We start from the raw sequence: 25,143 nt of genomic DNA, 5'->3' as shown, positions 1-25,143 counted from the left end.
AATTTTAGAAAGTTTTTTACAGTTTGTTTTCTTTAATAACGTAAAACGCATTCATTAAGGGTATTGGATGTGGATTGATAATGAGAATAAGGTAACCATAAATATAGGATACCCCAAATATAAGGGGCATCCTGTGTGATGATTGATATTAAAATTGATACGCTAAGCTAGCAACAACTGTACGTTCTTCACCTGGAAAGCAATCACCCCGGGTTAAGCAAGTTGCGATATACTCTTTGTTTCCTAGGTTTCGCACATTTAAATTGCCGCGGAGCGAATCTGTGAACTGGTATGCGGCAAAGAAGTCCACCACTGTATATCCATCAGTTTCTATAGTAAATGTAGTCGCTTCTGTAGCACCAGGTAACAATGTTACACCGCTGTCTTCGTTATCACCTACATAGCGAACACCAAAGCCGAGCTCTAACCCCTGAAGCTGACCTTCACTTGGACGCCATGTTGACCAAAGAGAACCAGACGTGTCTGGTAAACTTCTGAGTGTTGTTTCAACGCCTTCTTCATCAACCTCGTCTGCGTCTTGAATTTGTAATGCAAGATCGAAGCTGAAGTCTCCAGCATTGAATAAAGCTTCTATTTCAACACCTTTACTTGTTAGAGAAAGGCCAGGCTGAATACTTCCTAATGCAACGCTCTCTACTAGGTTATCTTCTTCTAGGTCAAAATAAGCAACCGTTACATAGGTGTTTTTTCCGCTTGGTTGGTATTTAAAACCAACTTCAAATTGCTCGCCTGTTCTTGGCAGTAAAGGTGTACCGCTTGCGACGTCGGTACCCACTGTGGCACGGAATGATTCTGAATAGCTAATATAAGGGTTTAAACCGATATCGGTTTTATATAAAGCCCCAATTGAAATAGGTGTTTCGTTATCAGATTGATCATTGGTTCCATCTTCAGAATCTACTGATGAATACCGTATACCAAGATTCAAAACCAAGTTGTTTATCGTAATATGATCGATTAAATACACATCTGACGCTGTCGTACTGTCTGACGAATCAAAAGCGAAGAATGCGTTTTCATCTGGAATTTCACTGCCATCATATACAGGGTTGAAAATGTTAAATGCACTTGGAAAAGCTACGGCAAACGATTGCTCTGCGAACGTATCAACATCTTGGTAGTTTACACCTGCAATCACTTGGTGATTAAAATCACCGGTAGCAAAATCAGCGTTTAAACGAAAATCGAATGCAAATTGATCTGAGCCAGCTGGACCACCAAAAAAAGAACGAGCGATAGCAGTTCCATCTGGAAGTACTCGAGGTGTTCCATCAGGAAGACCTAAGGTTGCTGGAAAGGTTATCCATGTTTGTAAATAATCTGCTTCATTGTCACGGTAACGAATGGTGCCGTCGAATGATAAGGTGTCGTTAAATTCATGACTACCAAATAAACTAACTGTAATTGACTCACTATCAAAACGATTAAAGTTGGGATCACCAACATAAGTGGAAGCATCTACGTCATCTGTGGGGGCTGTTTCACAAAGGGTTGAACCCGTAATGGTGACATCACTCGATTGGCATCCAGTTACAGCAATTGGTAAGAATTGAGCAATCGTATCACTTTCTCTGTCAGTATAATTAATAAGAGCAGTTATGGTCGTACTGTCGTTTTCGTAGGTGATTGACGGAGCAATAACGATAGCGTCGTCATCTACAAAATCTACTTGAGTGCCACTTTCACGGTATACGCCAACTAGTCTTCCGGTCCAATTTTCACCTAGGCTAGAACTCACATCAAATGACGCTTGGTAACGTTCATTATTACCTGCGGTAAGCACAACCTCATTGCCTGAATGACTTGCGTTTGCGACTTTGCTTACAGTACTAATAATACCACCAGGTGCTGCTTGCCCATACAATACAGAAGCCGGGCCTTTTAATACTTCCACTTGTTCTAGTGTGTATACGTCGGCACGGGTGTTGTTATTAAAGCCAAAGTTAACCTGTAAGTTATCTTGGTAGGTAGGGGCATCTAAACCACGAATATTAAAGGTATCTGAACGAGTCGATGGACCAAATGCGTTTCCCGTAATACCGGATGTGTAATCGATAGTTGCACTTAAGTCTAATGCTCCTCTTTCTAAAAAATCATCACTGGAAATGATGGATACGGAACGAGGGGTTTCTGGTAATGCGATGTTGGATTTTGTTGCGCCAAACGTTGAGGGTTGCCCAACTACTGAAATACGCTCGACATCAGATTCGCTGATGTCCGAATCTACTTTGTCTTGAGCATAGGCAGATGAAATGCTTAACGCAATAACTGCAAGTGGGAATTTTAAGAGATGAGTGCTTTTCATAAATGTAAACTACTATATAAACGTTAATGATAATTATTGTCATTTGTGATAATATCATAACTTGAATTGAATATAGAAGTAAAAGAACGGAAGTGACATTGGTTTTGTGAAAAATATAATTACGTTGAGTATAAAAAAAGCCGCTTAATAAGCGGCTTTCTAGAATTTTTTTAAATCACTAATTAGGTGATTATTCGTCTTCAGTAATACTGCGAATAACAATGTTTTCAGAGTCGTATATACGTACGAATTCAGAAATTTCTCTGTGATTACACAAGATAACTTCGCCTTCGAGGCTATACTTCGCTCTAGCTTGTGTTTCGCCAATTTCAATGGCTTCAATACAGGCTTTAGCTGAATCACCCGTATCTTTAGCAACAAGGGCTAGTTCGATTGCGCTTTCATCAATTTGATTATCGGCGAATTGTCTCGCGAACTGTTTTATGGTCACGCCATTACATTTTACTGCGACGTTAAAGCTTTCAAAGTTAACACCGTTACCGCGAATAAATCTTTTGGCTTCGCTATAGCCTTCAGTTGCAGCTGTGTAACAAGCTTGAGTTTCAAAGTCGTCGTTAGTTGGCTTAAGGACAACATTTTGAGCAACTGCCTGAACAGACGCTACGGTAAAAGTAATTGCGATAGCTAATGTAGATAGTTTCATAATGATTCCTAAAAGTGTAATAAAACAATATTTTTCTGCGTTGCTAAAATCATTATGAGTGATAAAACAAAAAATGAAAGTTTTTTCTGTAATTAACTTACAAAAAGCACAAGTTTTTCTATTTGCTCTGATTATTTTACGTACAGCTTGAAATTTTGTTACATTTCATTATCTTTTTAACATGGTTTTTTGCAAATATGGCGAGGCGACATATTGGAATATTAACGATGAAGAGCTAACCCTTGGGCTAGCTCTTATGTTGCGGGAGTATTCGACGTAATTACATTGAGTAATTTTTTCCTTGCTGGTCGGGTGTCATTTTCTAATGCAGATTTCAATTTAAGCAAATCTTCTTCTATATCGATATCGTAGGTTTCCCGAATAAGCCCCTGGGACCAAGAATGTTGTTTACATAAGTCGGATAGCTCATGTCCAAGGGTTGATGTACTCCAAGAGAGGTGAGTTAAATTGGGCCAAGGTTTTTTATTTGCCATTATAGTGACACCGCCGTCAGTTGCAGGACTGAATGCACAGTCATTTTGCGATAAATGTTGGATGATAGTTTGATAATCATCGTCGTTTAAAATGGGGGCGTCAGTGCCGATAAATACAAGGGAATGGTGACCTAAAGTACGAAGTGTTGTGTCTAACTGGTTTATACGTTGCCCCAAGTTCCCTTTTGGCTGAGGTATGACTTTATAGTCTCGCTGCATCAAGCTATCGGCCCAATCGGAATCTGCCTCACTTGATACTGCCAATACAACATCGCCTTGCCAATGGTTTGCATCTTCTATTGCACAATCTAACATGCGTTTAGCTAATTCAAACGCTATAGGTTTGCCTAAAGTCGCTGCTAAACGCTGCTTTCCTTGTCCTATTAATGGTCGCTTACAAAAAATAACCAGGGTTGGGGATAGTTTATTTTGTGTCATTTAACTGCCAGTCGTAATTGTATTCAATAGGACCCAAGTGGTTGTTGAGTTTCCCTTTAAGGTCTTCGTTCGCATATTGCTTTAAATGAGATAATACGGTTTCTTCGGAACCGCCAAAATCACGGGCAAACCAATTATAGATATTGGATAGCACAAGTTTTCCGTCAATAAAGGCAGCGCCTTTATCCGAATTTACAAATTGCATTGCCGCGGCTTGTAATTGTTGCTCTTTATTTTGTGCTGTGAAGGCAGTTTGAGATAAATTTGGACAACCTAAACTGGCACAATTAACCGCGTAATGTACGCGATTATCTGAAAAAATAGGTCTCAAAATACCGTGCTCAATATTGTTAAGTGATAAAGACTCGCCACCAACATCAACCACAATATCATCCCAAGGCCCCAAATTGACTTGGCTGCCGATTTCTTTAATTGAATCTATAGGGTATTCGTCAACGACTAAACTGATGGTCACCGCGTTATATAGGTTTACCCAGTACGCAAACTGTTCATCCTTACTGTAATGGGTTGGGTCGATTTCTTGCATTTCATCAAGGTATTCGCTGAGTAAATCCTCGTGATCTTCAGATACACCGCCGTAATTAAAATAAGTATGTTGAGATGCGTCTTTAACAACGTAATTGTCTAAAATGGTTTGCCATTTTTGATGACTTATTGTGTCGTTGTTTCCCGCATACGCTTGTTGAAAATAAGGAATAGGAATAGCCGTTCTGGTGTAAAGTAATCGGGCACCTTGTACACCAATGATAAATGTCACTGATATTGCTATTAGCAAAGCGATAGAAAGGGTGCGCTTGTATAAGTTAGAGATCATTCGTTACTCCTGAATATCTGCTGTGTTCATCGCATTTTGTCGCCAGCGTAATTTAAAAATAGTGCCCAATATGCCTTTTGCAGCGCCGATAGTGCCTTTTACTGTGCCACTAATTTTAGATTGACCAATGCGCACTTTACTATCAACGGGGTATTCATTCATTTCACATCCATATTGAATGGCTTTAATTTGCATTTCTACTGTCCAACCAAAGGCTTCGTCTTGCATATTAATTTTGCGTAAGGTGTCTGCCCTAATGGCTCTAAAAGGGCCTAAATCAGTAATTCTAACACCCCAAAAAAAACGTATAAGCTTTGCCGCTAACCAGTTGCCAAATTGCTGAGGCACAGTCAGTGCGCCAGACTCCATATGACCCATTGTTCGTGAACCAATCGCTAAATCATCGCCATTGGCAACACCATTTAACAGGGAGACAGCTTGTTCTATTTTGCAAGAGTCATCACCGTCAACAAACAACACAATGTCTGTATTATTCGGTAAGGCGGCTAGGGCGGTTAAGCAAGCCTTTCCGTAACCAGGTATCGACTGTTTAACAACATGGGCTCCTGCGTTTTCAGCGACTAAGCCTGTGCTATCGGTAGAGCCGTTATCACACACTACAACGGCATCAATCAGTTTTTGCGGTTCAAGTTGCTCAAGCACACTTAAATTTAAAAGCTGTTCAACAACTTTGCCTATTGCGGCCTCTTCATTAAGAGCGGGAATAACGGCTGTAACTTTCAAACTATTAATCATTAATTCAATTTACCTTAAGATACTTCGCGAATTTCAATGGTTTCAGCCATTTGCACTCGACTTGCGGCCGTTTTATCTATTCGTATGACTTCACCGGTTTGACGGTTGACCTCACCAAAATTCAGTACGCCTGTTGGGCAAGTAGATACACAGGCCGAGCAGCGAACACATTGTGGGTCTTGCATAGGTTTGCCTTTATTGGCAAAGCTCATTACGTCGATACCTTGATGACAAACACTGGTGCAGGCATTACAGCTAATACATTTGTTTTTATCTGCAAAAATTCTGAAGCGACTAAAGCGCGCATAAATGTGCATTAATGACGCTAATGGACATGCGAACCGACACCAGGTTCTTCCTGAAAATTTGAAGTACAAACCGACACCTAATATTCCACCTAATAGAATATCGACGATCCATTTCCAGCTCAGAGGGTTCACTGTTGAACCGCTGCTATTTTTACCTTCTAAGAACAAAGCAAACTTGGTATTCATCCAGCTATCTGGAGCAATCCACGCGCCAATACGTATGAACAACATAACAAAGGCGACGGCGAGTATTGCCTGACCTAACATGTTTAACTTGTTCCATTTGGGGCCACGAGGCATTTTATGTCTTTGCGTATCACCCATGGTTTCTGCAAGTGCACCGCAGGAACACAACCAGCCACAATATGCGCCTTTACCCCATTTGATCACGATAAAGGGAATGATCACAAAGGTTTGAATAACACTAATTACAATCCAAGTGTAAAGTGGGCCTCCGGTCATAGGGTGTGAACTAAACACATTCCATACACTTAATGGCCAAGCGAGAATGAAACCATAAGCATGCCAGTACGCGCGAGGGTGTCCCCAATCAGGCCAGTTGTGTGCAGCTAAATCAGCGGCAGATACATAACTAGGAAACAGGTGGTCAGCTACCACTTTTCCTATGCCAACGTCGTAGGCACCCAAGTATCCTAGCCAAGGAAGAAATATTTCAGGTAGCAAAAACAATGGGAACAGCTGTACTAAAAACAGTGTTAGAGTTTGTTTTTTTACATAAGGTGTTTTACGCCGTTTTATTCGGCGCCAACCAAAATAGCCAATGGCACTGGTATACAATAAGGTGTAGTAAAACGAGCGACTTTTCATTGAAACCGCAAGCACGCCCACAAAGCTAGTACGGTTGTTTACTTGGCTATTCCACCAATCTCCCCAACCCGATACCCAGCTGTTCATTTGATACGGAAACTGAGATTGACCCCATAAGTTTTCAATGAAGCCGAAGTTTTTCCAGTCGTATAAGCCAATGCAAAATACAATGAATAGGGCAAACCAAAGCCAGCCCATTGGGGTACTTTCTCCGGTAATACTAATACCGCTGCGACGGAAAAAGTCTAATGGTGCTTCGCGACCCAGCATAGATAGTACTATGTTGTTGGCAATACGTTTTTTTTCGCCGTTTTGCGTTAATTCAACCTCTGATGGCGTAATTTCACTGACTTGTGTTTGCATTGAAACAGACAGCTTTCCAGCGTCTTCTAGGGCTTTTACTTTATCAATGTTGTCTGCTTTGGGTCGGTTAAACTCGGCATTGCGATAGGCCAGAGTTACCTGAGCTCCGGCTTCTGCGGTAGCAATAGCTGATTCCAACGCACTGTCGCCTCCACCAATAACCAATACATCTTGGTTTTCGTAAGCTTTCGGGTCGTGTAATCGGTTTACCACCTTGTCCAGTTCAAAACCCGGTACGTCTAACTTACGAAAGTTACCTGAACGGCCAATAGCGACTACAACACGGTGAGCCTTTAATGCCGATTCACCTTCTAGCTCTACATTTAATAAACCAGCGACTTTTTTAATTTTTGACGCTTTCGCTATTTTAGGCTGAATATCTGCATCTTTGACCTTTTCGATCAAATGGCTATACAGAGATTCCTTTACCGATACATCGGTATCAAATTTCAATGCACCTGATGGTGTCATATCAGTTGGATAGGTATAGATAGGTTTATTTTTAGGGAAATTCGCAATCGTTGAAAAAGGCTCACTTGCTTCAACAATAAGGGCCTTTAAGTTGTTTTCTTTTGCTTCTATCGCCGCTGCATAACCACTTACACCGCCACCTATGATCACAACATCATAGACATCCTCTTGTTGTTGACGTTGAACAAAGGTGTCGTCGCTCAGCATGTCTTTTACTGCTTTTGCACCAGTGTCAGATGAAAACTTTAAAAGCGGTACGCCAGTTAAGTCACCTACTATATAGGTTCCCGGCAGGTTTGTTGTACCGTCGGCGTTTATGAGTGGCATTTTTTCTGGAATGCCAGCGGGCCACTGCCCGTGTAGCCATGTTGTGTAACGCGAAATAACGCCAAGCATTAATTTGCCTCCGAACGAAAAGGGGATAAAAGCCGTGCTGTAAACACAGTTGAATAGTGCGTACGAATAGTAGTAAACGCCAAGCTGAGTAAAACGCTTAACGCTGTAACAATTAAAGGCCATGTTGAAGGCTGCCATTGCTGACAACAAAGCCAAGGCCCTAATACTTCGTAGGTAATAGGAAGTATTGATAACCAGACTAATAGCCAAGGTTTCGGAGCGACTGCAACAAGTGGAACAAGAGCCATTAAATACCAAGGGTAGACTACCGGCCCAAGTAGTAAAGGTAGGCTAAAACTGACTTGTAGAGCGACGAGCAATTTTGTCGAATCTTGTTGTTTACCCACTATGAGTGAGTAAATGGCTAATATTCCGTACCCTAATAACAAGATTATTGGAATAGTGATGGCTAGCACCTTGGATGAAAGCGCATTTTCCAGCAAAGTGAAAAGGGGAGAGCCAAATCTGAATTTTTCAAAAAACACGCCCAAACTACCAAAGGGCAGCCATCCCACAGCAAAAGCAATTGAATAACCTAGAGCTAGGCTGGCAACCAAGCCTAAGGTCAAATTTCGCTTTATAATCCAGTTTGAAGCGTATAAAAATAGTGGTCCAATTAAAACTAAAGGAAGTAATTTTACTAGCACGCCCAAGCCAATGCATACACCCACAATGAAGTGTTTTTTAGTAACCCAATAATATATCGCCATTGAAACAAACAAGGCAGCGAAACTGTCGATGTGAGCGCCTATACCCGCTTCTAAAATTAAAATAGGAGACAGTGCTATTAGGCTGAGGTACTTTAATTTGTTTAAATGACGAAGGGTGCGCACGCTAAATAACAAGGTAGCTAGGCTGGCCATTGCTATCATAACTTTCCACACAATAGGTGCGAATTCAGGCCCCGTACTAGCCGCCACGGCATACAAAGCTACCGCTAACGGAGGGTACAAAGTGACGTATTTTGCATGTTCAGCAGGGGGATTCCACAGATGAATTTTATCTGCAAGTTGTGCAGCATTGTGACTGATACTGTAGGGGTCTAAGCCCGACGAGGCAATATACCCATCGAATAAATAGCGGTCTATATCGTTAGAGGTGTAAGGCGTAATCGGAATAAGTGCACATCGCGCAATGACAGCAACAACCAATAACCATTTATAGTCATTCAGGTTGTCTGAATCTGGACTTTTATACCATACAAACAGCATGATTATCGTTAATAGTGCGAATTGGGTAATGGTTAAATAGCCCAAATCTGCAGGGCTAAAAAGTTGGCCCTCTTCAGCACCATGAGCTAATGCATACGCCATTAGTATGGGGAGTAAACATAAAGTGAGGGCAGCTTTCGCTGATATAGGAAAACTGCCGTTCATATTAGTTAGACTCGGGTCTGATTCGGTTAGACAAGGTGTCGATTGCGGTGGTAAAGAAACCGATAATTAACAACGCCAAGAAGGGAACCATGATCCACACTTGATTTATTACAGCCCAAGCTAAAACTACACCATAGGTTGCAGCAACGATTAGCTCAATAATGGCACTATTAGGCACTTTTGCGTAATAGCGTTCAGTTTGTTTTTTGTCTTTCGCTAGCCGCTGAGAAGTTTGTTCACCACTTTTGGGTGTTCGAACAAATTCGCTCTCTTCGCCTCGGATTGCTTCTAACCCAGCTCGCGCGTTGTTAAATGCCAATTGAATACCAAGAAGCATTAAACGAGGGACAAAATATAGTGCAGTCAACTTAGAGCGCCCCAGCGCAACTTGGCCGAAGAAGAGGTAGATAAGGTGTCCACCTGTGGAAAATAACACTAAGGGGATATCCAACCAAAGCATACCGTCGAGTTGATAGTATTCTCTTATCCATAAGCTAGGAACAAGGAACACTATGGTGTCTAGTAGCATGACAAAGTAGGCTAAGTTATTTGATAAGTGTAATGTCGCTTCTACTTTTAGTTTAAGTGGCGCTTTATGACGCCAAATTGTCTTAAAGAGTTTTAGCATTACCTGCAAGCCGCCTTTTGCCCATCTGTGCTGTTGACTTTTAAAGGCGTTCATATCAGCAGGAAGCTCGCCAGGACATACAACATCGTTAAGGTAAATACCTTTCCAACCTTTCATCTGTGCACGGTAGCTAAGGTCTAAATCTTCGGTGAGCGTATCTGCGCTCCAATTTCCCGCATCGTAAATGGCTTCTTTTCGCCACATACCCGCAGTACCGTTGAAATTAAATAATTTGTTACTAGCCCAGCGAACTTGTTGTTCTAACGCGAAATGGGCGTCTAGCATCATGGCTTGGCTTTCTGTCATACGACTCGAGTAGCGATTTAAATGACCCCATCTAAATTGCAGTAGTGCCAGTTCGTCATCGACAAAGTAACCGATAGTACTTTTAATCAAATCAGCAGGAGGGATGAAGTCGGCATCAAAGATAGCGATATATTCACCCGTCGCGTGTTCCATCGCTTCTTTTAGAGCCCCTGCTTTAAAACCTTCTCTTGAATCTCGCCTAACTTGTTCAATGTCAAAGCCATTGGCTTTTTGCAGAGCCACTTCATGGGCGATGATGTCTTTCGTGTCGTCAGTTGAATCGTCGACTATTTGTATTTGTAACAAATGCTTGGGGTAGTCCAAACGAGCACAGGCATCAACAATGCGCTTTGCAACAAAGCGCTCATTGTATAACGGTATTTGAACTGTCACTCTGGGCAGAGTTGCAAATTCAGTCTTTGCTTTAGGGGTTTTATTTCGGTATTTAAACCAGCGAATAACCATAGACAATCTGTGCAAACCAAATATACACAGTGCTGCCAATAATATTAAATGAATTGTAAAAACTAAACTTGCAAGTACCGCCATGAAATTAATAAGTCCTTGTAATACCTATTTGAACACCTTGGCCACGAATAATATTGTCGCCATAAATGTTATTATTATACGTGATTTCTGCACCCCAGCGTCCTTTCTTTTTGTCTGTTCCAGGGCCGAAGTTCCAACCAAAGGTTATTTCTAATGTGCCTAAATCAAATTCAGGTACAAATAGTAAATTTGAATTGTCGATGCTTGCGTCGCTATTTACATCGGCATTGCCTACCGCTTCTATACCATCAAGTTTAGTACGGAAGTACAAGTTTGAGTTAAATGAATAGCCATATTCGATAAGGTAACGATATTCATCTGACGGTGCATCGGTACGCAAGCGATAGCCAAACTCTGCACCAATATAACCATAGGGGTATAAACTTTTACCAAACAAGATTCTTGCTTCTACATCTTCTTGCCCATTACCTCGAGGTAATGCGTCATCTTCGTCATACAAGTAGGGCAGTTTTACAAGTAATGAAGTAGAAAGTACGAAAGGGTCGGAAATCCATTGGTAGCGCAAACCAATTTCTATATCAGCAAAGCCACTTGATGAGGTTGGTTCTTCAGTAAAGCTACTTTGGTCAATATCTGAATATAATACAGAACCGTAAACGGCCAAGTTGTTACCTAAACCATGTTCACCATAGTAAGAAATATTCGTGCCGTTAAATTCGTCGAAATCGTCGTTTGTACCAAAAAAGTCATCAGCTGAGTAGTCTTGAAAGCCAATTTTACTATAACCATTCCCTTTTTCTGGTACCCAAGCACCAGCGTGAGCTTGTGTTGCGCACACTAGGCTAAGTGATGTAATGACCACGCCTAATATGCTTTTACATAGGGTGGGAGTACTGCTTTTCTGCTGTGTCTTGGTAATGCTAGCTATCTTCATTCTTCTTGCCTTAGCACTGTGCGCCTTAGATTTTTTAAAAAAATTTACGTCGATCGCTTCGAGAATTACTTCGAGAATTACTTCGAGTGTGTACACTTGACCGAAGCGAGGTGCATAGAATTTCACGGCATTGTTAGATAGGGAATAGGAAGTACAAAAAGTGTGTTATTTGTGATGAGCCTGTTAGATTTATCAAGCATATAACAGGCTCATATGAAGCGTTATTTGCGTTTTTTATGCTTGTTAAATGGTTGGTCGTCAGAAAATCGAGTTAAGCCTTTTTGAGCGCGATTACTTTTTGCTCTTGACTTGTTCATCGTTTGTTTCGCATACTCTTTTTGCTGTTTACCTTTGCGTTCATTTTTCCCTTCAGGTGGAACCAAATGCTTGCTCCCATGACCAATTAAATGGGATTTACCCATGTCCTTTAGGGCTTGGCGAATGGATGGCCAATTTGCGGGATCGTGATAGCGTAAAAATGCGCGGTGTAAACGGCGATGACGTTCACCTTTGGCCACAGACACGTTTTCACTTTTAAAATTCACTTTGTGAATAGGGTTTTTATTCGAGTGATACATGGTAGTGGCGTTAGCCATAGGTGATGGGTAAAAGTTCTGAACTTGGTCCAGTTTGAAATTATTTTCTTTTAACCACAATGCTAGATTAAGCATATCTTCGTCTTCGGTCCCAGGGTGGGCCGAAATAAAATAAGGAATAAGGTATTGTTCTTTTCCTGCTTCTTTAGAAAACTTGTCGAACAGTTCTTTAAACTTATGATATGTGCCCATACCTGGCTTCATCATCTTGCTTAATGGACGGCCTTCAGTGTGCTCTGGGGCAATTTTTAAATAGCCTCCAACGTGGTGAGTCACTAGCTCTTTAACGTAGTTGGGATCCTCAATGGCGAGATCGTAGCGTACACCTGAGGCGATTAGGACCTTCTTAATCCCCTTTACTTTCCTTGCTTTCTTATACAGTTCCACCGTAGGAGTTTGGTCGGTATCTAAGTGGCCACAAATATCTGGCCAAACACAGGATAAACGTCGACAGGTCTGCTCTGCCTTAGGGCTTTTACAGCGAAGTTTGTACATGTTTGCTGTTGGGCCACCTAAATCAGATATAACGCCGGTGAAGCCCGGCACTTTGTCTCTGATTTCTTCTATTTCTCGTAAAATAGAATCTTCAGATCGGCTTTGTATAATGCGTCCTTCGTGTTCTGTGATAGAACAAAAAGTACAGCCACCAAAACAGCCTCGCATGATGTTAACCGAGGTTTTTATCATGTCGTAAGCGGGAATTTTTCGTTTTCCGTAGCTCGGGTGTGGCACGCGGGCATAAGGTAAGTCGAACACCGCATCCATTTCTTCTGTTTCTAATGGATAAGCAGGTGGATTTATCCAAATAAATCTGTCGCCATGACGCTGCATTAACGCGCGAGCGCAACCCGGGTTGGTTTCTTGATGAAGAATACGAGACGTATGGGCGTAATGGGTTTTTTCTGCTCTAACTATGTTGTAAGGCGGCAGTAAAATATAGGTTTTATCCCACGGTTTTTTGCGTTTAGTTTGCGAGTTAAACGGCTGTACAACAATGGCCTGGGTGTCTGGCTTGTTTGTTTTTTCTTCGTCACTTTTACTGTCGCAAACTTCTTCGACCATTTCATATGGGTTGGGAATGGGATCGATTTTACCAATCACGTCCACATGGGTTGAGTCGACACCTTGCCATCCTGGAAGTGCTTCTTTTCTGAGTACTGCACTACCGCGAATGTCTTGCATGGTATCAATGCCTTCACCCATAGAAAAACGATGCGCAATTTCCAGCAAAGGACGCTCCGCGTTACCATAAATAAGCATGTCTGCTTTGGCATCAAATAAAACCGACCGACGCACTTTATCCGACCAATAATCGTAATGGGCAATTCGGCGTAAACTGGCTTCAATACCACCAATAACAACGGGTTTTTTATAAGCTTCTTTACAGCGTTGGGTGTAAACCGTTACTGCTCTGTCAGGACGCTTACCGTGCACGTTATCAGGAGTGTAGGCGTCATCGTGGCGCAGTTTTCTGTCCGCAGTATAGTGGTTAATCATGGAGTCCATGTTGCCAGCAGTCACACCAAAAAACAGTGTCGGTTCTCCCAGTTGCATGAAGGCGTCTTTGCTTGTCCAATCAGGTTGGGCGATGATACCAACGCGAAAGCCTTGGGCTTCTAAGGTACGACCGATAACAGCCATCCCGAAACTAGGGTGGTCTACATAAGCATCGCCGGTGACTAAAATAATATCGCAACTATCCCAGCCTAAATCGTCCATTTCTTTGCGAGACATGGGCAAAAATGGCGCGGGATCAAAGCACTCTGCCCAATATTTGGGGAAAGAAAATAATCCGCGATCCGCTTTCATACGGTCGATAGGCTTTTTGCGCGTAGCGATATTAGACACAGGTACTCTTACAATAAAGTTAATCCGGGTAGATTATAACAGACCTAGCGGCTAGCTTGTAATCAATAAGGTTAACGAAACCATCGGCTTAAGTCCCGGAGACTGGGTGGGTTTGACTGTTTTGGCTATTTTACATCTTTTTAGAGGGTAAAATGATGAGTGAATACCAGGCGTAAACACCCAATGATATAAAAATGATAGCTTCGATGATCAGATTACTTGAATTATCGATTTGACAACAAATGATTCAGTGAATATAACCCTCTTTTTTCATCTGCGGCACGTTTAGCTTCTTCCATTGCCATAGCCTCGCTGGCGTCGAAAAGCGAGTTTATTAAACGGTTGAAATGATTGTGCATAGTACTTCTTGCTAAATGAGGATCGTGTTTGCGCAGTGCTTCTACAATATCTTTATGTTCTTGAAGCCGCTGTTTATCGTTAGTGTTGCAGACATTGGTGTAAGCGTCACGGATGGATAAAGATGACTTTCTCAATGACCAGAGTTTTTCAATCACTAACATTATTGCTGTGTTATGTGTGGCTCGAGCAATGATTTTATGAAAGTTCTCATCTGCGAGCTCTGAGTTAATACCATTATCCATATCTATTAAGGTTTGCTCTAAAAGGGTAATTTCTTCTTCAGAAATTAATTTCGCGGCAAGAGCACAGGCTTCGCCTTCTACCACCGCTCTTGCTTGAGTGAGTTCGTAAGCGCTTATATCTACGAATTCTTCATTGTTTTTTTCAAGTACATACACTCCAGAGCTTAGTTTTACTTCTACTTGCTCTCTGGCTTCCAGTGCGATAATAGCTTCGCGTATAGTGGGCCGACTAACACCGAAAGTTTCAGATAATTCTCGTTCTGAAGGAAGGCGGTTCCCCGGCTTGTACTGGCCAATTTGTATTAAGTTTTCAATTTGGTCAACGACACGCCAGTACATTCTGCGATTTTTCATAATGGGTATTATCTAGGTTTATTGTTATTGCATTTATCATTAAGTATACGCGATGATCACGATTGAATAAATTAATTGCAACAATTTCATTACATAAGCAGAATGAATCTTGGTTAACCAATTGCTTTGATTATTGTTTTACAATTGAATTTTAATTGGTTTAAGTTTTATACGTGCAAATTTACGAGTTGTTGTTGCTCAATGCATAGTAAAAATGAGAACATATAAGGGTGAAAGGTGTGCTCGCTCATGTAAAAATACAACGAGCCAATGTAAGTGCGCCACTACTAATTCATGCACAGAGGATTTTCTTCATTGAAAAAGATAGTATTTGCGGGTGAGGCTATGCTTGAACTCACTCGAGCGGGTAGCGAACAATTTAATCGCGCCTTCGCAGGTGATGTTTACAATTCGAGTGTATACTTAAAACGCGCGTTTCCTGAGCACGAGATTGGTTTTATGTCTGGTGTGGGTAAAGATACGCTTAGCGATCAGTTTCTTGATGTTTTAGCCACTGAACAAGTCGATACTACATTCATGGGCCGTTCAGATGTTTCCAATATGGGAATCTACATGGTTAATACCGACGAACACGGTGAGCGTTCGTTTTTATATTGGAGAAACAGCGCAGCTGCGAAAGAAGTGATGAGCTTGTTAAGTGATGAGCAAACTGAATCACTTAAAGCCGCAGATATTTTCTTCTTCTCCGGTATTTCTCTTGCCATTTTGCCTAGCGGCGAAAGAGCTGCGTTTTTCGAGTTATTAAAAACACTGAAAGACAGCGGTACTACATTAATTTTCGATCCGAATTACCGAGCAAGATTATGGGGTAGTGAAGAGGAAGCCAAACAAGCAATGATTGCGGCATTTGAGCTGAGTGATTGGTTAATGCCTGGCGTAGAAGATTTTGCAGATTTGTTTGGTTTGAACACAGTGGATGACGTTGTAGAGTATTGCGCACAATATCAATTCGACGAACTGGTAATTAAACAAGGTTCTGATTCTGTTCACGTGGTTAGAGGTGGAGAAACACAAGTATTGCCCGTTATTCCAAGTGAAAAAGTCGTCGATACAACATCTGCAGGAGATGCGTTCAACGGTGTTTACTTAGGCGCTCGTGTTTCAGGAAATGAGCCTGAAAGAGCATGTCAACTAGCCTCATATCTAGCAGCTCGTGTTGTAGAAACACCAGGTGCAATTATGAAACGAGACCTATTCACAGCAAAATGGGATAAGCGCCCAGCTTAACCTCTATATGAGCACTCGTTCTGAGTGCTTATTTTTCTTATTGTTATTAATCACGCGACCTTCAATCAGCATCATACTTTGTTACACCTTTCCCCAGCATATACACCCTTTTTTGTTAGAGTTACCCTAATCTCAATGATTACTGACTAATGGCGGTGGCAGAATGAAATCTTTGCTTTGTATTTTGTTTATTGGCTTTTTCCTTTCTCTTTCGCAATATGCAACTGCAAGTGAAGCTAGCGTGATGACATTTGAATTTGAAGGCGAAGTTTTAGAAGGTGTGTTCAATACGCCAGATAACCAAAGTCCCAAGGGCATTATTTTATTAGTCCATGGCTACGGGAAAACCAATGTGGTTGCCGATAATTGGTATTATTCGGTGCGCGAAGCCATGTTGAAAGCGGGTTATGGAACCTTTATTTGGGATAAAATGGGGTGTGGCAATAGCACGGGCCATTTTGATATAAATCAATCTGTAAGTAATAGCGCAGACGAAGCTATTGCCGCTATCAAGATGTTACAAGCTAATAATATTCAGGGATCGAATGACATTGGGCTGTGGGGGATAAGTCGAGCAGGTTGGATTAACCCTATTATTATCAACCGTCGCTCTGAAGATATTCGGTTTTGGATATCGGTAAGTGGTGTTGATGGTTTAGAGAACTTTGGATATTTGTTAAAACAACACCTGATTCTTTCAGGTAAAGACAAGGCCTACGCTGAACTCATTGAAAAGGAGTGGTTAGCAGGGCTACGAATTGCCCACCAAGGTGGCAGTTACCGCGCTTACAAAAAAGCCACGCAACATTTATCAAAAGATGCATTTTGGAATAGTTGGACTAATGGCGGAGTGTCAGTAATTTCTTATTTAAATTTTAAGGAAGAGTACATGAAAGTGGCCTTAGATGAGGAAACCGGATTGCAAGTCTACGTAGATGATTTTAATACTAAGCTAAATGCAATTCAGGTGCCTGTGCTAGCAGTATTTGGCGATAAAGATATGAATGTGGATTGGCGAAAAACAAAGGCCTTGTATGAAGCGGAGCTTCAACATAGCACTTTAACCAGTGTCGTATTTCCAAATTGTAACCACAATTTATTAGAAGCGAAAACAGGTGCTATAGACGAGTTTAACAACGCCAATTTTTCTCCGAATTTGTGCAAAGGTTATATTGATACCATTCAACAATGGCTGAATAGTCTTACCTCTTATAAGCCCTGATTATAAAGCCCATTATTAGAGGCCAACCCGGTTGTGGTGTGTCAGGTACTATCTATTACTGTATGAGTGATTGTCGTGTTGCAGTGGGTGTTTTTGACGTAACAAGAAGTGAAAAATGCGCCTATTGTGGATTGAACAATAGGCGCAAGAACAAAGACTTATTCTGAAGTATTGTTTTTCATTACCGCAGTGGATGCACCTTTTGTGAAAACTTCTTCCACTGTAGGTAAACCCGTTGCTTTAAACGCGTTGTTTTCAATCAAAGTTTGAGGTTCACCTACTGTGTGTTCTATCACCACAGGGCGGGCATCTTCAAATTGGTTGTTTGCCATATTGGTTACTTGCACACCGTGCAGATAAATACTGGCTTTCTCTTTGTTTCTCTTGCCTTTACCTACGTTTTTAACCTTGTTGTTGGCAAAAGTATAGTGAGGCCCAAAGGTGCTTTCGTCAGTACCACCACGATATACCTTGGCGATTGCGCCTTGAATGTTCTCGAAGCTAGAATTTTCAATAGTGACGTATTCCGCATTGTAAATACCCAAGTCATCTTGTTCTTTGTTTAAACGCAGAACATCGCCTGTGATGTCTTTAAATACCGTATTTTTAATTACGATGGCATTGGCAAGGCTGCGGTATCCTGAATCAAATACATGGGCTGAATGGTTAACATTTAGGTTTTGCACCACGCTGTCTATTAATTCAAACTCATAATTTGATAGTGTAGGAACGCGCGTGTTACGAACTAACACATTACCTGCTGAGTCCGGTGCTTTAATGCCGTCAATGATCAGGTTTTCAAATCTAACACTGCCACCGTCATTCAATTCGGACATGATTGCACGTTTAGGGTAAAGCGTGGTTTCACCTGCCACGCCACGTAAGGTGACTTTTTTGTTGAACGTCATTGGACGTTCAAGCTCGTAACTACCCGCAGCTATGGCAATGACATCACCAGCGTTAACTTTTGCTAATGTGCTGAAAAGCTCTGCTTCTGAACTTACTTTGTGCACTGCACCAGAAGAAAAGGCAAGCTCTGGACCAGATTTTGGATACCAACTTACTCCCGTATCTTCTTTCTTTGTGGGGATTAAGGTGTCATCCGCTCCAATACCTTTACTTTGAACATCAGCGTCTACTAATAGCCCGTGTTCGTTTCTTACTAAATTGTAACTGGTGTCAGTAAACCCTGAACTAAGCTCGCTTGGCGTAGTTTGGTTGCTTGTGTTACCTGAAAATGAAATGCCAGATACATCGTCAAATATCTTAAAAGGCTGACTATTTTCGTTGGCAACGAGGTTTTTACTAAACACACTATTTTCAGGCGTTGCAGAGCGTTCAGCATCACTTCCTGCAGCTAAGTTGATGTTTGCCAAGTTTATCAGGGTGTTGTTTTCTATAGTGGCGTTTTTCACTTGGTGATAACGGTTAATAGAAGAGTTCGGTACACCATTCATTACCACAAATCCGCCGCCAAATCGGGTACCCGTTAACCCTTCCATGTAATTGTTTTTAATGGTTTGGTCTGCATTGATTACGCGAATACCGCCGGTATGATCTTCGCCATTACCAAAGAACACGTTGTTTTCAACTGTGTTGCCGTTACCGTGACGAAGTGTCAATGTACCGCGAGATTCAAAAAACACATTATTGGAAATGTTATTTTTACCGGATTTGTTGGAAATAATTTCTACTTCACCGTTTGCGCGGTCAAAATAATTGTTAGTTACTTGGGTAAATGAATCGGTTAATGAATATCTGCTGGTACCAATTCGCAGTGTTTCTCCGCCATTAGAGCCCAGAATAGGACGAGGGCCAAAATAATTACTGTCTATTTCATGGTGGTTTTGTTGGCTTAGTTCGTTGTTTAAACGCACTGCCATTGTGACACCTGCGGTACTTTTACCACTTAAGTGGTTGTGATCGAAACGGTTGTACTGCCCGTGTAACGCTACCCAATATTCAGTATCAAATTTATCGGGCTTATTAAACTGGTCGATAACGGTTTCAGTAACACGGCTGTGGTTTGCAAATATGCCTTTATCAACAAATGAAATAACTGAGCCTGTTGGGCTGTACCCGTCTTTAAAAATTAGACTAGACACTTCTAAATATTCACCGCTTAATGCAAGATTAGATTGTCCAGACAGTATGACCTTTCCGGGCGTTTGCGCGGTAAGACAAATAGGCGCGTCTTTTGTTCCTACACCGTTAAAGTGCAATTCTGCGTCCGTCCATACACCATCAGACAACACTATGCTGTTACCTGCTTTTGCTGATTTCACTGCGCTATTAAATTCGTCTACAGATGAAACTAGGGTTGCGTCTTTAAGGTCGCAACTTATTTCTCTGTCTGTGTCGATTACAGCATTAATTGGAGTCTGTGTGCTGCTGGGTTGTTCGTTGTTGCAACCAGATGAAATAGCTATTACGCCACCTAGGCATAAAGCGGTAACAATTTTATTAAGTTGATTCTGTTTCATAAAACTCGACCTGAAAGAAAACGATAAAAAGAAAAAGAGTGTTATTGCTCTATAACGACGAAAGGCCAATATACTTCAAGTTGAAGAGTATTGGCCTTTGGATAGTTAACTAACCGCGATTAGTAACGGTATTGAACACCTGCGAACAAGCGAGGGCCATATACGTTAACTTCTGAGAAGTTATCGCGTGTTGGACGGAATTGTCTGCGTGGCTCATCAAAGATATTGATGGCTTCAACAGAGAACTTCCAGCTGCGATTTAAACGGTATGACACCCTTGCTTCCCAAACTTCAGTATCATCGATGAATCTGATGACATCAGGGTCATTGGTAAACTGTTGGAAGTAGTGACTACGGTATTTGTAGTTTATCGATGCACTAAAACCTTCATATTGGTAATAAAGTTGACCAAATAATACATGGCGTGAAAAGCCAAATAAGTTTGCAGGACCAATGATTCCTTCAGTAAAGACTTCTTCACCGTCGTCATTTATTTGTATATTGTCGCCAAACTCATCATCTTCAAACTCAAAATTTGAATTTGCGTAGTTGTAGCTAAGTTTAACACCAAAACCATTTAGCCAGCTGTCTAAATAGCTGAATGAGTGAGTTGCAGTTAGCTCTAGTCCAAATATGGTACTGGTTTCGTCGGTGGTTTGAACTGTGCTTACTAATACGTCTGTCGCTAAGCCATCAACTTCGATGGATTCGGTTTGAGCAACATTTTCAAAACCACCTTCAAAGCTTTTATAATATGCACCAACGGCTAATAATGTATCGTCGTTTGCATACCATTCAACAGCAACGTCTCCGTTCCATGACGTGAAAGGCTCAAGATCAGGGTTACCTGACGCCTGGAATGTATTGAGTACTTCGCTTAACTCTGTAGCTTCAAGTTCGTCGTTTACACCTTGAAATGCTCGGCCAAACCCTAAAGAATCTGGATCAGGTCTGGATAGTGCGCGGTATAAACCACCTCTTACTACGATATCATCTGTTAGGTCGACAGTAATGTTTGCACTAGGCAAAAGTTCAGTATAACTGTTCCCGCCGACAACTTGCTCTGGAGTAGAACCGTCTACTTCATCAATATCAGTAATAACCCCTAGTTCATCTCTTTCAACTTCTAAAGCTGTTCTAAAACCAATAGATTCCACATCGGTATGCACAACTCTTAAACCTACGTTACCTCTAATGCTATAATCACCTACGAAAGTGTCATAATCGGCTTGGAAATAAACCGCAGTGGTTTTTTCTTCAACATCGACAGCTTCAATTTGCTGTCTAGATGATTCTGTTAAAGTGGGGAATTGTTCGTCAAAGGTAGTAACGCCAAGTGGGACGTCACCATCATTTGAATCAATGCCTGTTCCACTTGCTAATAGCGAATCAACAAGACATCTAGGGTCAAATGTTGCAAATGAATTACCGGTCCCTTCTTCAATTACATTTCCGTTAGAGTCGATATTGGTGAATAACGGTACGCCACCTGTTTCGTTATCGAAAAAGCCTGATTCTGGGAAAACATCATTTCGGCATTCTCTGCTCGCCGCTGAAAGTGCATCGTTGCTAAATTCTATTTCTTGACGTTCACGAGGAACACTTTCGAATTCTAATTTAGAAAATCTGACCCCAGCTTTAAAGGCCCTAATGTATTCAATATCAGGAATGTACTCAAAGTCTGTTCTAAATGCGGTAATTCGGTTGTCTCTAGCTTGGTTTATATCTAACCGAGTTCTCGCAGCGTTAGAAAATAAATCGGCGTCTGTTACATCGAAATTACGGAAGGTAATGGTAGGCACAATTGACCCATTTACCAATACATCAGCTCTGGTTTGAACTTCACCGTTACTTGTAGTCCCGGGTATGTCATTTCCACTGATGTCGTTGTTAGCCGATTGCAGGCGAGTTTGGAATATATTTTCTCGTCTGGTGGTGTTCGATATTGAAAAATCACTTGATACTGTTAGAGAATCATTAATGTCATAAATGAACTCAATACCACCACCGTTGTATTTTTCTAACCTTTCTTGGAACTGGCTATTGGTTTCTATGTTTTGCAATGCACTTGAAGAAACAACAGAGTCACCTGATAAGATAAGGCCACCAGGGATTGCATCAGGGTTGGTTCCAAATGGACCATCAACATGATTAACTTCAGCTAGAACTAAATCGTTTCTGACTTCTGAAAAATCACGATCTGAATATTCATAATCTAAGTTAATTTCTAGTTTATCAGTTGGGCGCCATTGAACTGCGGTGAAAACTGATTGTCTATCATCTTCAGTAATGTTTTGTCTGAATGAATTTTGGCTACGAGTAAAAAAGTTAGGTGCATCTGGATCTGCATCATCAATATTCACATCACAATCTGTTCTGGCAGAAGCAATGCCTGTGTTCGGATCAACAACACAGTTTTCGAACGCGGTTCCAGTACGCGCTTCTTGTTCAGGGTTTGTTCTGCGATCAACTTGCGCACCAATAGAAAAACCAATTTCGCCTAATGAATCTGTTTCATATTGATCAATGTAACTTAAAGTTAAGCGGCCACCAATACCACGACGTTGAATTTCTAAGTCGTCGTTATCTGGATTTAAGTTCGCTTTATAGTTGGCCAAGAACTGGCGCTTACCGTAGTCAATAGGCTTAACTGTTTCTAATTGAATTTGCCCTGCAACGCCGCCTTCGATGTATTCTGCTGATTGAGTTTTTGCAATGGCTACTTTGTTAAACAACTCTGAAGGAAACTGAGAAAAGTTAACAGAACGGTCACCACCACCATTTGATGCTTCACGACCATTAAATACGGTGCTACCTAAAAAAGGGCCTAAACCACGAACTGATATTTCAGTCGCTCCACCTTGGTCTCGGTGAGATGAGGCTCCAGTTAGTGTTTCAAGTGCTTCACCAATTGAAAGGGCAGGCAAGTCGCCAATGTCGGCTGCAGAAAGACCATCAACAATTTCTGTAGACTCCCTTTTAATCGCAATCGCATCTTGAATTGTTTGACGAACACCTCTTACTTCAATGACTTCCGTTTGCGTCTCAGATTCAGGTACTGGAGCTTCTTGAGCTAATGCGGGTGTTGCGCAAACCACGGTGGTACCGCAAAGTGCACCAACCATCATTGGGCGTAAGCGAGAATTTCTTATCGCTTGAAGAAATTTGTTTGGAGTTGGATTAAATCTCATCATGGTTTCCGTTTCGGGCAGTTGAAAATAGAATGCCCATATATGAAACCAATTAAGTTAATGAGTGTCAATGTTTTATTAACCAATTATTAAAAATAGTAATGACCAATGTTGTAAAAGTGTTATACCAATATTACTATGGTGTTTACATTTTAATAACATGGTCTCGAATTAATCCATGGAATTAGATTAATTTATTATTACTTATTAAAGGATCGTTAATGTCTCGTAAGCGTTCATTTTGGAAAGTGGTAGATCAAATAGAAAACTTGATTGAGAGGGAAAGCTTTATTGCGGGCAGCCGTTTGCCCGCTGAGCGAGATCTTGCTGAACGTTTCAACGTGAGCAGGCCTACTGTCAGGGAAGCTATTATAGCACTTGAAGTTAAGGGACGGGTGGAGGTTCGAAGTAACGCTGGTGTTTTTGTAAATGAAAAAACGGTACAATTTAACCGAAGTGTAGAAATAAGTGCATTTGAATTAACACAAGCAAGAGCCCTTGTTGAGGGAGAAGCTGCGGCTTTGGCCGCGTTATCGATAAAACAAAGTGAACTTGTTAAATTAAAAAATACACTCGATATTATGGAAAATGGAAATGACAGCGATCAAGCTGATCGTTCATTTCATTTAACAATTGCAAAAGCAACATCCAATGCAGCTATTGTTAAGACGGTTGAGTATCTATGGGAAATAAGGGAAGCACAACCGTCGATAAAATCAGCGTATAAAACTGTATGTGATGAAGGTCATATGCAAAGAATGGGAGAACATACGGCAATTTACAATGCCTTAGTAAATGGCGATTCTGACCAAGCTAGACGAGCCATGCACAATCACTTTAATCGTTTGATTAATGCGCTTTTTGATTTTAGTGAACAAAAAGCGCTGGAAGATGTGAAAAGACAGTCTGAAGAAAATCGTGGAAGATTTTCTTTAAGCCACTTACACAAAATGCCTCAAATAAAGATTTAGATTTATTTTTTTTAGCCAAGGAGCTAACAACATGCGATCAGTAGTAGTTTTTTTATTCGCACTCACTTTTTTTTCTTTAAATATAAATGCAAACCCTCATGACGGCCTTGAAGACGGTGTTTTATTAGGCGATTTAGGTAAATTAGATCCTACGTTACCACCAGGGAAGAACTTTGATTTACTAGACTGGACGCTTTCAATTCCTGTAGACCAAAAAGAAAAAGGCATTGCTGTTAACGTAGGCGAACGTCACCTTGATAATGGTTTTCAGGTTGAGCCTCTTTTTTTTACTGGAAGTGACGGTGGCATGATCTTCGTAGCGCCAAATAAAGGTGCAAAAACCTCTAAGAATACGAAATACACTCGAACTGAATTACGGGAATCTTTGCGTCGTGGAGATTTGTCGATTAAAGCAAAAGGTCCAAATAGAAATAATTGGGTTTTTGGTCAAGTACGATCTTCTGTAAAAAAGAAGGCGGGCGGTGTAGATGGAACGCTTGAAGCAACTGTTGCTGTTAACCGCGTATCGACAACGGGCGATAGAGGACGAGTAGGACGTGTGATAATAGGACAAATTCATGCAGATAAAGATGAACCACTGCGTATTTATTACCACAAGCTTCCTGAGAACGATAAAGGTTCTCTTTATATTGCCCACGAAGCTAGTAAAGGGGACGAGGAATATCATATTTTCGTAGGTTCTAGATCTAAGTCGGCTTCTTCTCCCGAAGATGGTATTCGTTTAGGTGAAAAATTTAGCTACAAAGTGTCAGTCGAGGTTGACCAACTCTATGTCACTCTTATTCGTGAAGGAAAGCCCAATATCACTAAACACGTCGATATGAGCGAAAGCGGTTACGGTACTTCAAAAGAATATATGTACTTTAAAGCAGGTGTTTATAATCAAAATAACACTGGCGATGAAAAAGATTATGTCCAAGCGACGTTTTATCATCTAAAAAATACACATAAAGGCTATAAGCACAAATAATCAT

The 25,143-nt window shown here is 41.2% G+C and carries 17 protein-coding genes; 4 read left to right on the top strand and 13 right to left on the bottom strand.

From position 1 onward, the window contains the following. Window positions 1-148: 148 nt before the first annotated feature. The 11 genes from J3L16_RS12930 to J3L16_RS12880 all read right to left on the bottom strand — a co-directional run bounded on the left by J3L16_RS12930 (window position 149) and on the right by J3L16_RS12880 (window position 15,033). Window positions 149-2,326 carry a TonB-dependent siderophore receptor gene (locus J3L16_RS12930; protein WP_207613407.1) on the bottom strand — a complete coding sequence of 726 codons (2,178 nt, stop codon included), beginning with the start codon at window positions 2,324-2,326 and terminating at the stop codon, window positions 149-151. A 190-nt stretch (window positions 2,327-2,516) separates the two neighbouring features. Further along, complete coding sequence (locus J3L16_RS12925; protein ID WP_207613406.1) at window positions 2,517-2,990, bottom strand: DUF3718 domain-containing protein; 474 nt, start codon at window positions 2,988-2,990, stop codon at window positions 2,517-2,519. 254 nt (window positions 2,991-3,244) lie between these two features. Continuing rightward, the gene (locus tag J3L16_RS12920; protein WP_207613405.1) at window positions 3,245-3,922 is read right to left on the bottom strand and encodes a DUF2064 domain-containing protein; all 678 of its coding nucleotides are present in this window, start codon (window positions 3,920-3,922) and stop codon (window positions 3,245-3,247) included. Beyond that, window positions 3,909-4,757, bottom strand: coding sequence for a DUF547 domain-containing protein (locus J3L16_RS12915; protein ID WP_207613404.1), 849 nt, complete (start codon window positions 4,755-4,757; stop codon window positions 3,909-3,911). Before J3L16_RS12915 ends, J3L16_RS12920 begins: the two co-directional genes overlap by 14 nt. A gap of 3 nt (window positions 4,758-4,760) precedes the next feature. Next, entirely contained in the window at window positions 4,761-5,513 is a 753-nt protein-coding gene (locus J3L16_RS12910; RefSeq protein WP_207613403.1) for a glycosyltransferase family 2 protein, read from the bottom strand. 14 nt (window positions 5,514-5,527) lie between these two features. Beyond that, window positions 5,528-7,879 (bottom strand): NAD(P)-binding domain-containing protein, encoded by a 2,352-nt coding sequence (locus J3L16_RS12905; RefSeq protein ID WP_207613402.1) that lies wholly within the window; start codon window positions 7,877-7,879, stop codon window positions 5,528-5,530. Continuing rightward, window positions 7,879-9,255, bottom strand: a complete 1,377-nt coding sequence (locus tag J3L16_RS12900) for a glycosyltransferase 87 family protein (protein ID WP_207613401.1) — start codon at window positions 9,253-9,255, stop codon at window positions 7,879-7,881. The genes J3L16_RS12905 and J3L16_RS12900 overlap by 1 nt, the downstream gene beginning before the upstream one ends. Before the next feature lies 1 nt (window position 9,256). Next, on the bottom strand, window positions 9,257-10,738 hold the full coding sequence (locus J3L16_RS12895; protein WP_207613400.1) for a glycosyltransferase: 1,482 nt from the start codon (window positions 10,736-10,738) through the stop codon (window positions 9,257-9,259). A 4-nt stretch (window positions 10,739-10,742) separates the two neighbouring features. Beyond that, a complete protein-coding gene (locus J3L16_RS12890; RefSeq protein WP_207613399.1) occupies window positions 10,743-11,633 on the bottom strand; it encodes a hypothetical protein in 891 nt (296 codons plus the stop codon). A gap of 221 nt (window positions 11,634-11,854) precedes the next feature. Continuing rightward, the gene (locus tag J3L16_RS12885; RefSeq protein WP_207613424.1) at window positions 11,855-14,038 is read right to left on the bottom strand and encodes a YgiQ family radical SAM protein; all 2,184 of its coding nucleotides are present in this window, start codon (window positions 14,036-14,038) and stop codon (window positions 11,855-11,857) included. A gap of 263 nt (window positions 14,039-14,301) precedes the next feature. Then, window positions 14,302-15,033 (bottom strand): FadR/GntR family transcriptional regulator, encoded by a 732-nt coding sequence (locus J3L16_RS12880; RefSeq protein WP_207613398.1) that lies wholly within the window; start codon window positions 15,031-15,033, stop codon window positions 14,302-14,304. Between the two features lie 315 nt (window positions 15,034-15,348). On the opposite strand from J3L16_RS12880, the gene J3L16_RS12875 reads away from it, so the two are divergent. Both J3L16_RS12875 and J3L16_RS12870 read left to right on the top strand, forming a co-directional pair. Next, window positions 15,349-16,281, top strand: a complete 933-nt coding sequence (locus J3L16_RS12875) for a sugar kinase (protein WP_207613397.1) — start codon at window positions 15,349-15,351, stop codon at window positions 16,279-16,281. Between the two features lie 163 nt (window positions 16,282-16,444). Then, complete coding sequence (locus J3L16_RS12870) at window positions 16,445-17,503, top strand: alpha/beta hydrolase (protein ID WP_207613396.1); 1,059 nt, start codon at window positions 16,445-16,447, stop codon at window positions 17,501-17,503. Window positions 17,504-17,661: 158 nt separating this feature from the next. Here J3L16_RS12870 and J3L16_RS12865 read toward each other — a convergent pair whose 3' ends face one another. Beyond that, window positions 17,662-19,986, bottom strand: a complete 2,325-nt coding sequence (locus tag J3L16_RS12865; RefSeq protein ID WP_207613395.1) for a polysaccharide lyase 6 family protein — start codon at window positions 19,984-19,986, stop codon at window positions 17,662-17,664. A 119-nt stretch (window positions 19,987-20,105) separates the two neighbouring features. Next, the gene (locus J3L16_RS12860) at window positions 20,106-23,177 is read right to left on the bottom strand and encodes a TonB-dependent receptor (protein WP_207613394.1); all 3,072 of its coding nucleotides are present in this window, start codon (window positions 23,175-23,177) and stop codon (window positions 20,106-20,108) included. A 221-nt stretch (window positions 23,178-23,398) separates the two neighbouring features. On the opposite strand from J3L16_RS12860, the gene J3L16_RS12855 reads away from it, so the two are divergent. Together J3L16_RS12855 and J3L16_RS12850 are read left to right on the top strand one after the other, a co-directional pair. Next, window positions 23,399-24,148 carry a FadR/GntR family transcriptional regulator gene (locus tag J3L16_RS12855; RefSeq protein ID WP_207613393.1) on the top strand — a complete coding sequence of 250 codons (750 nt, stop codon included), beginning with the start codon at window positions 23,399-23,401 and terminating at the stop codon, window positions 24,146-24,148. A 31-nt stretch (window positions 24,149-24,179) separates the two neighbouring features. Further along, complete coding sequence (locus tag J3L16_RS12850; RefSeq protein WP_207613392.1) at window positions 24,180-25,139, top strand: polysaccharide lyase family 7 protein; 960 nt, start codon at window positions 24,180-24,182, stop codon at window positions 25,137-25,139. Window positions 25,140-25,143: the final 4 nt, after the last annotated feature.

The organism is Alteromonas sp. 5E99-2, from assembly GCF_017368475.1.
GTDB lineage: Bacteria > Pseudomonadota > Gammaproteobacteria > Enterobacterales > Alteromonadaceae > Alteromonas_F.
This window is presented reverse-complemented; position numbering and strand designations above follow the sequence as displayed.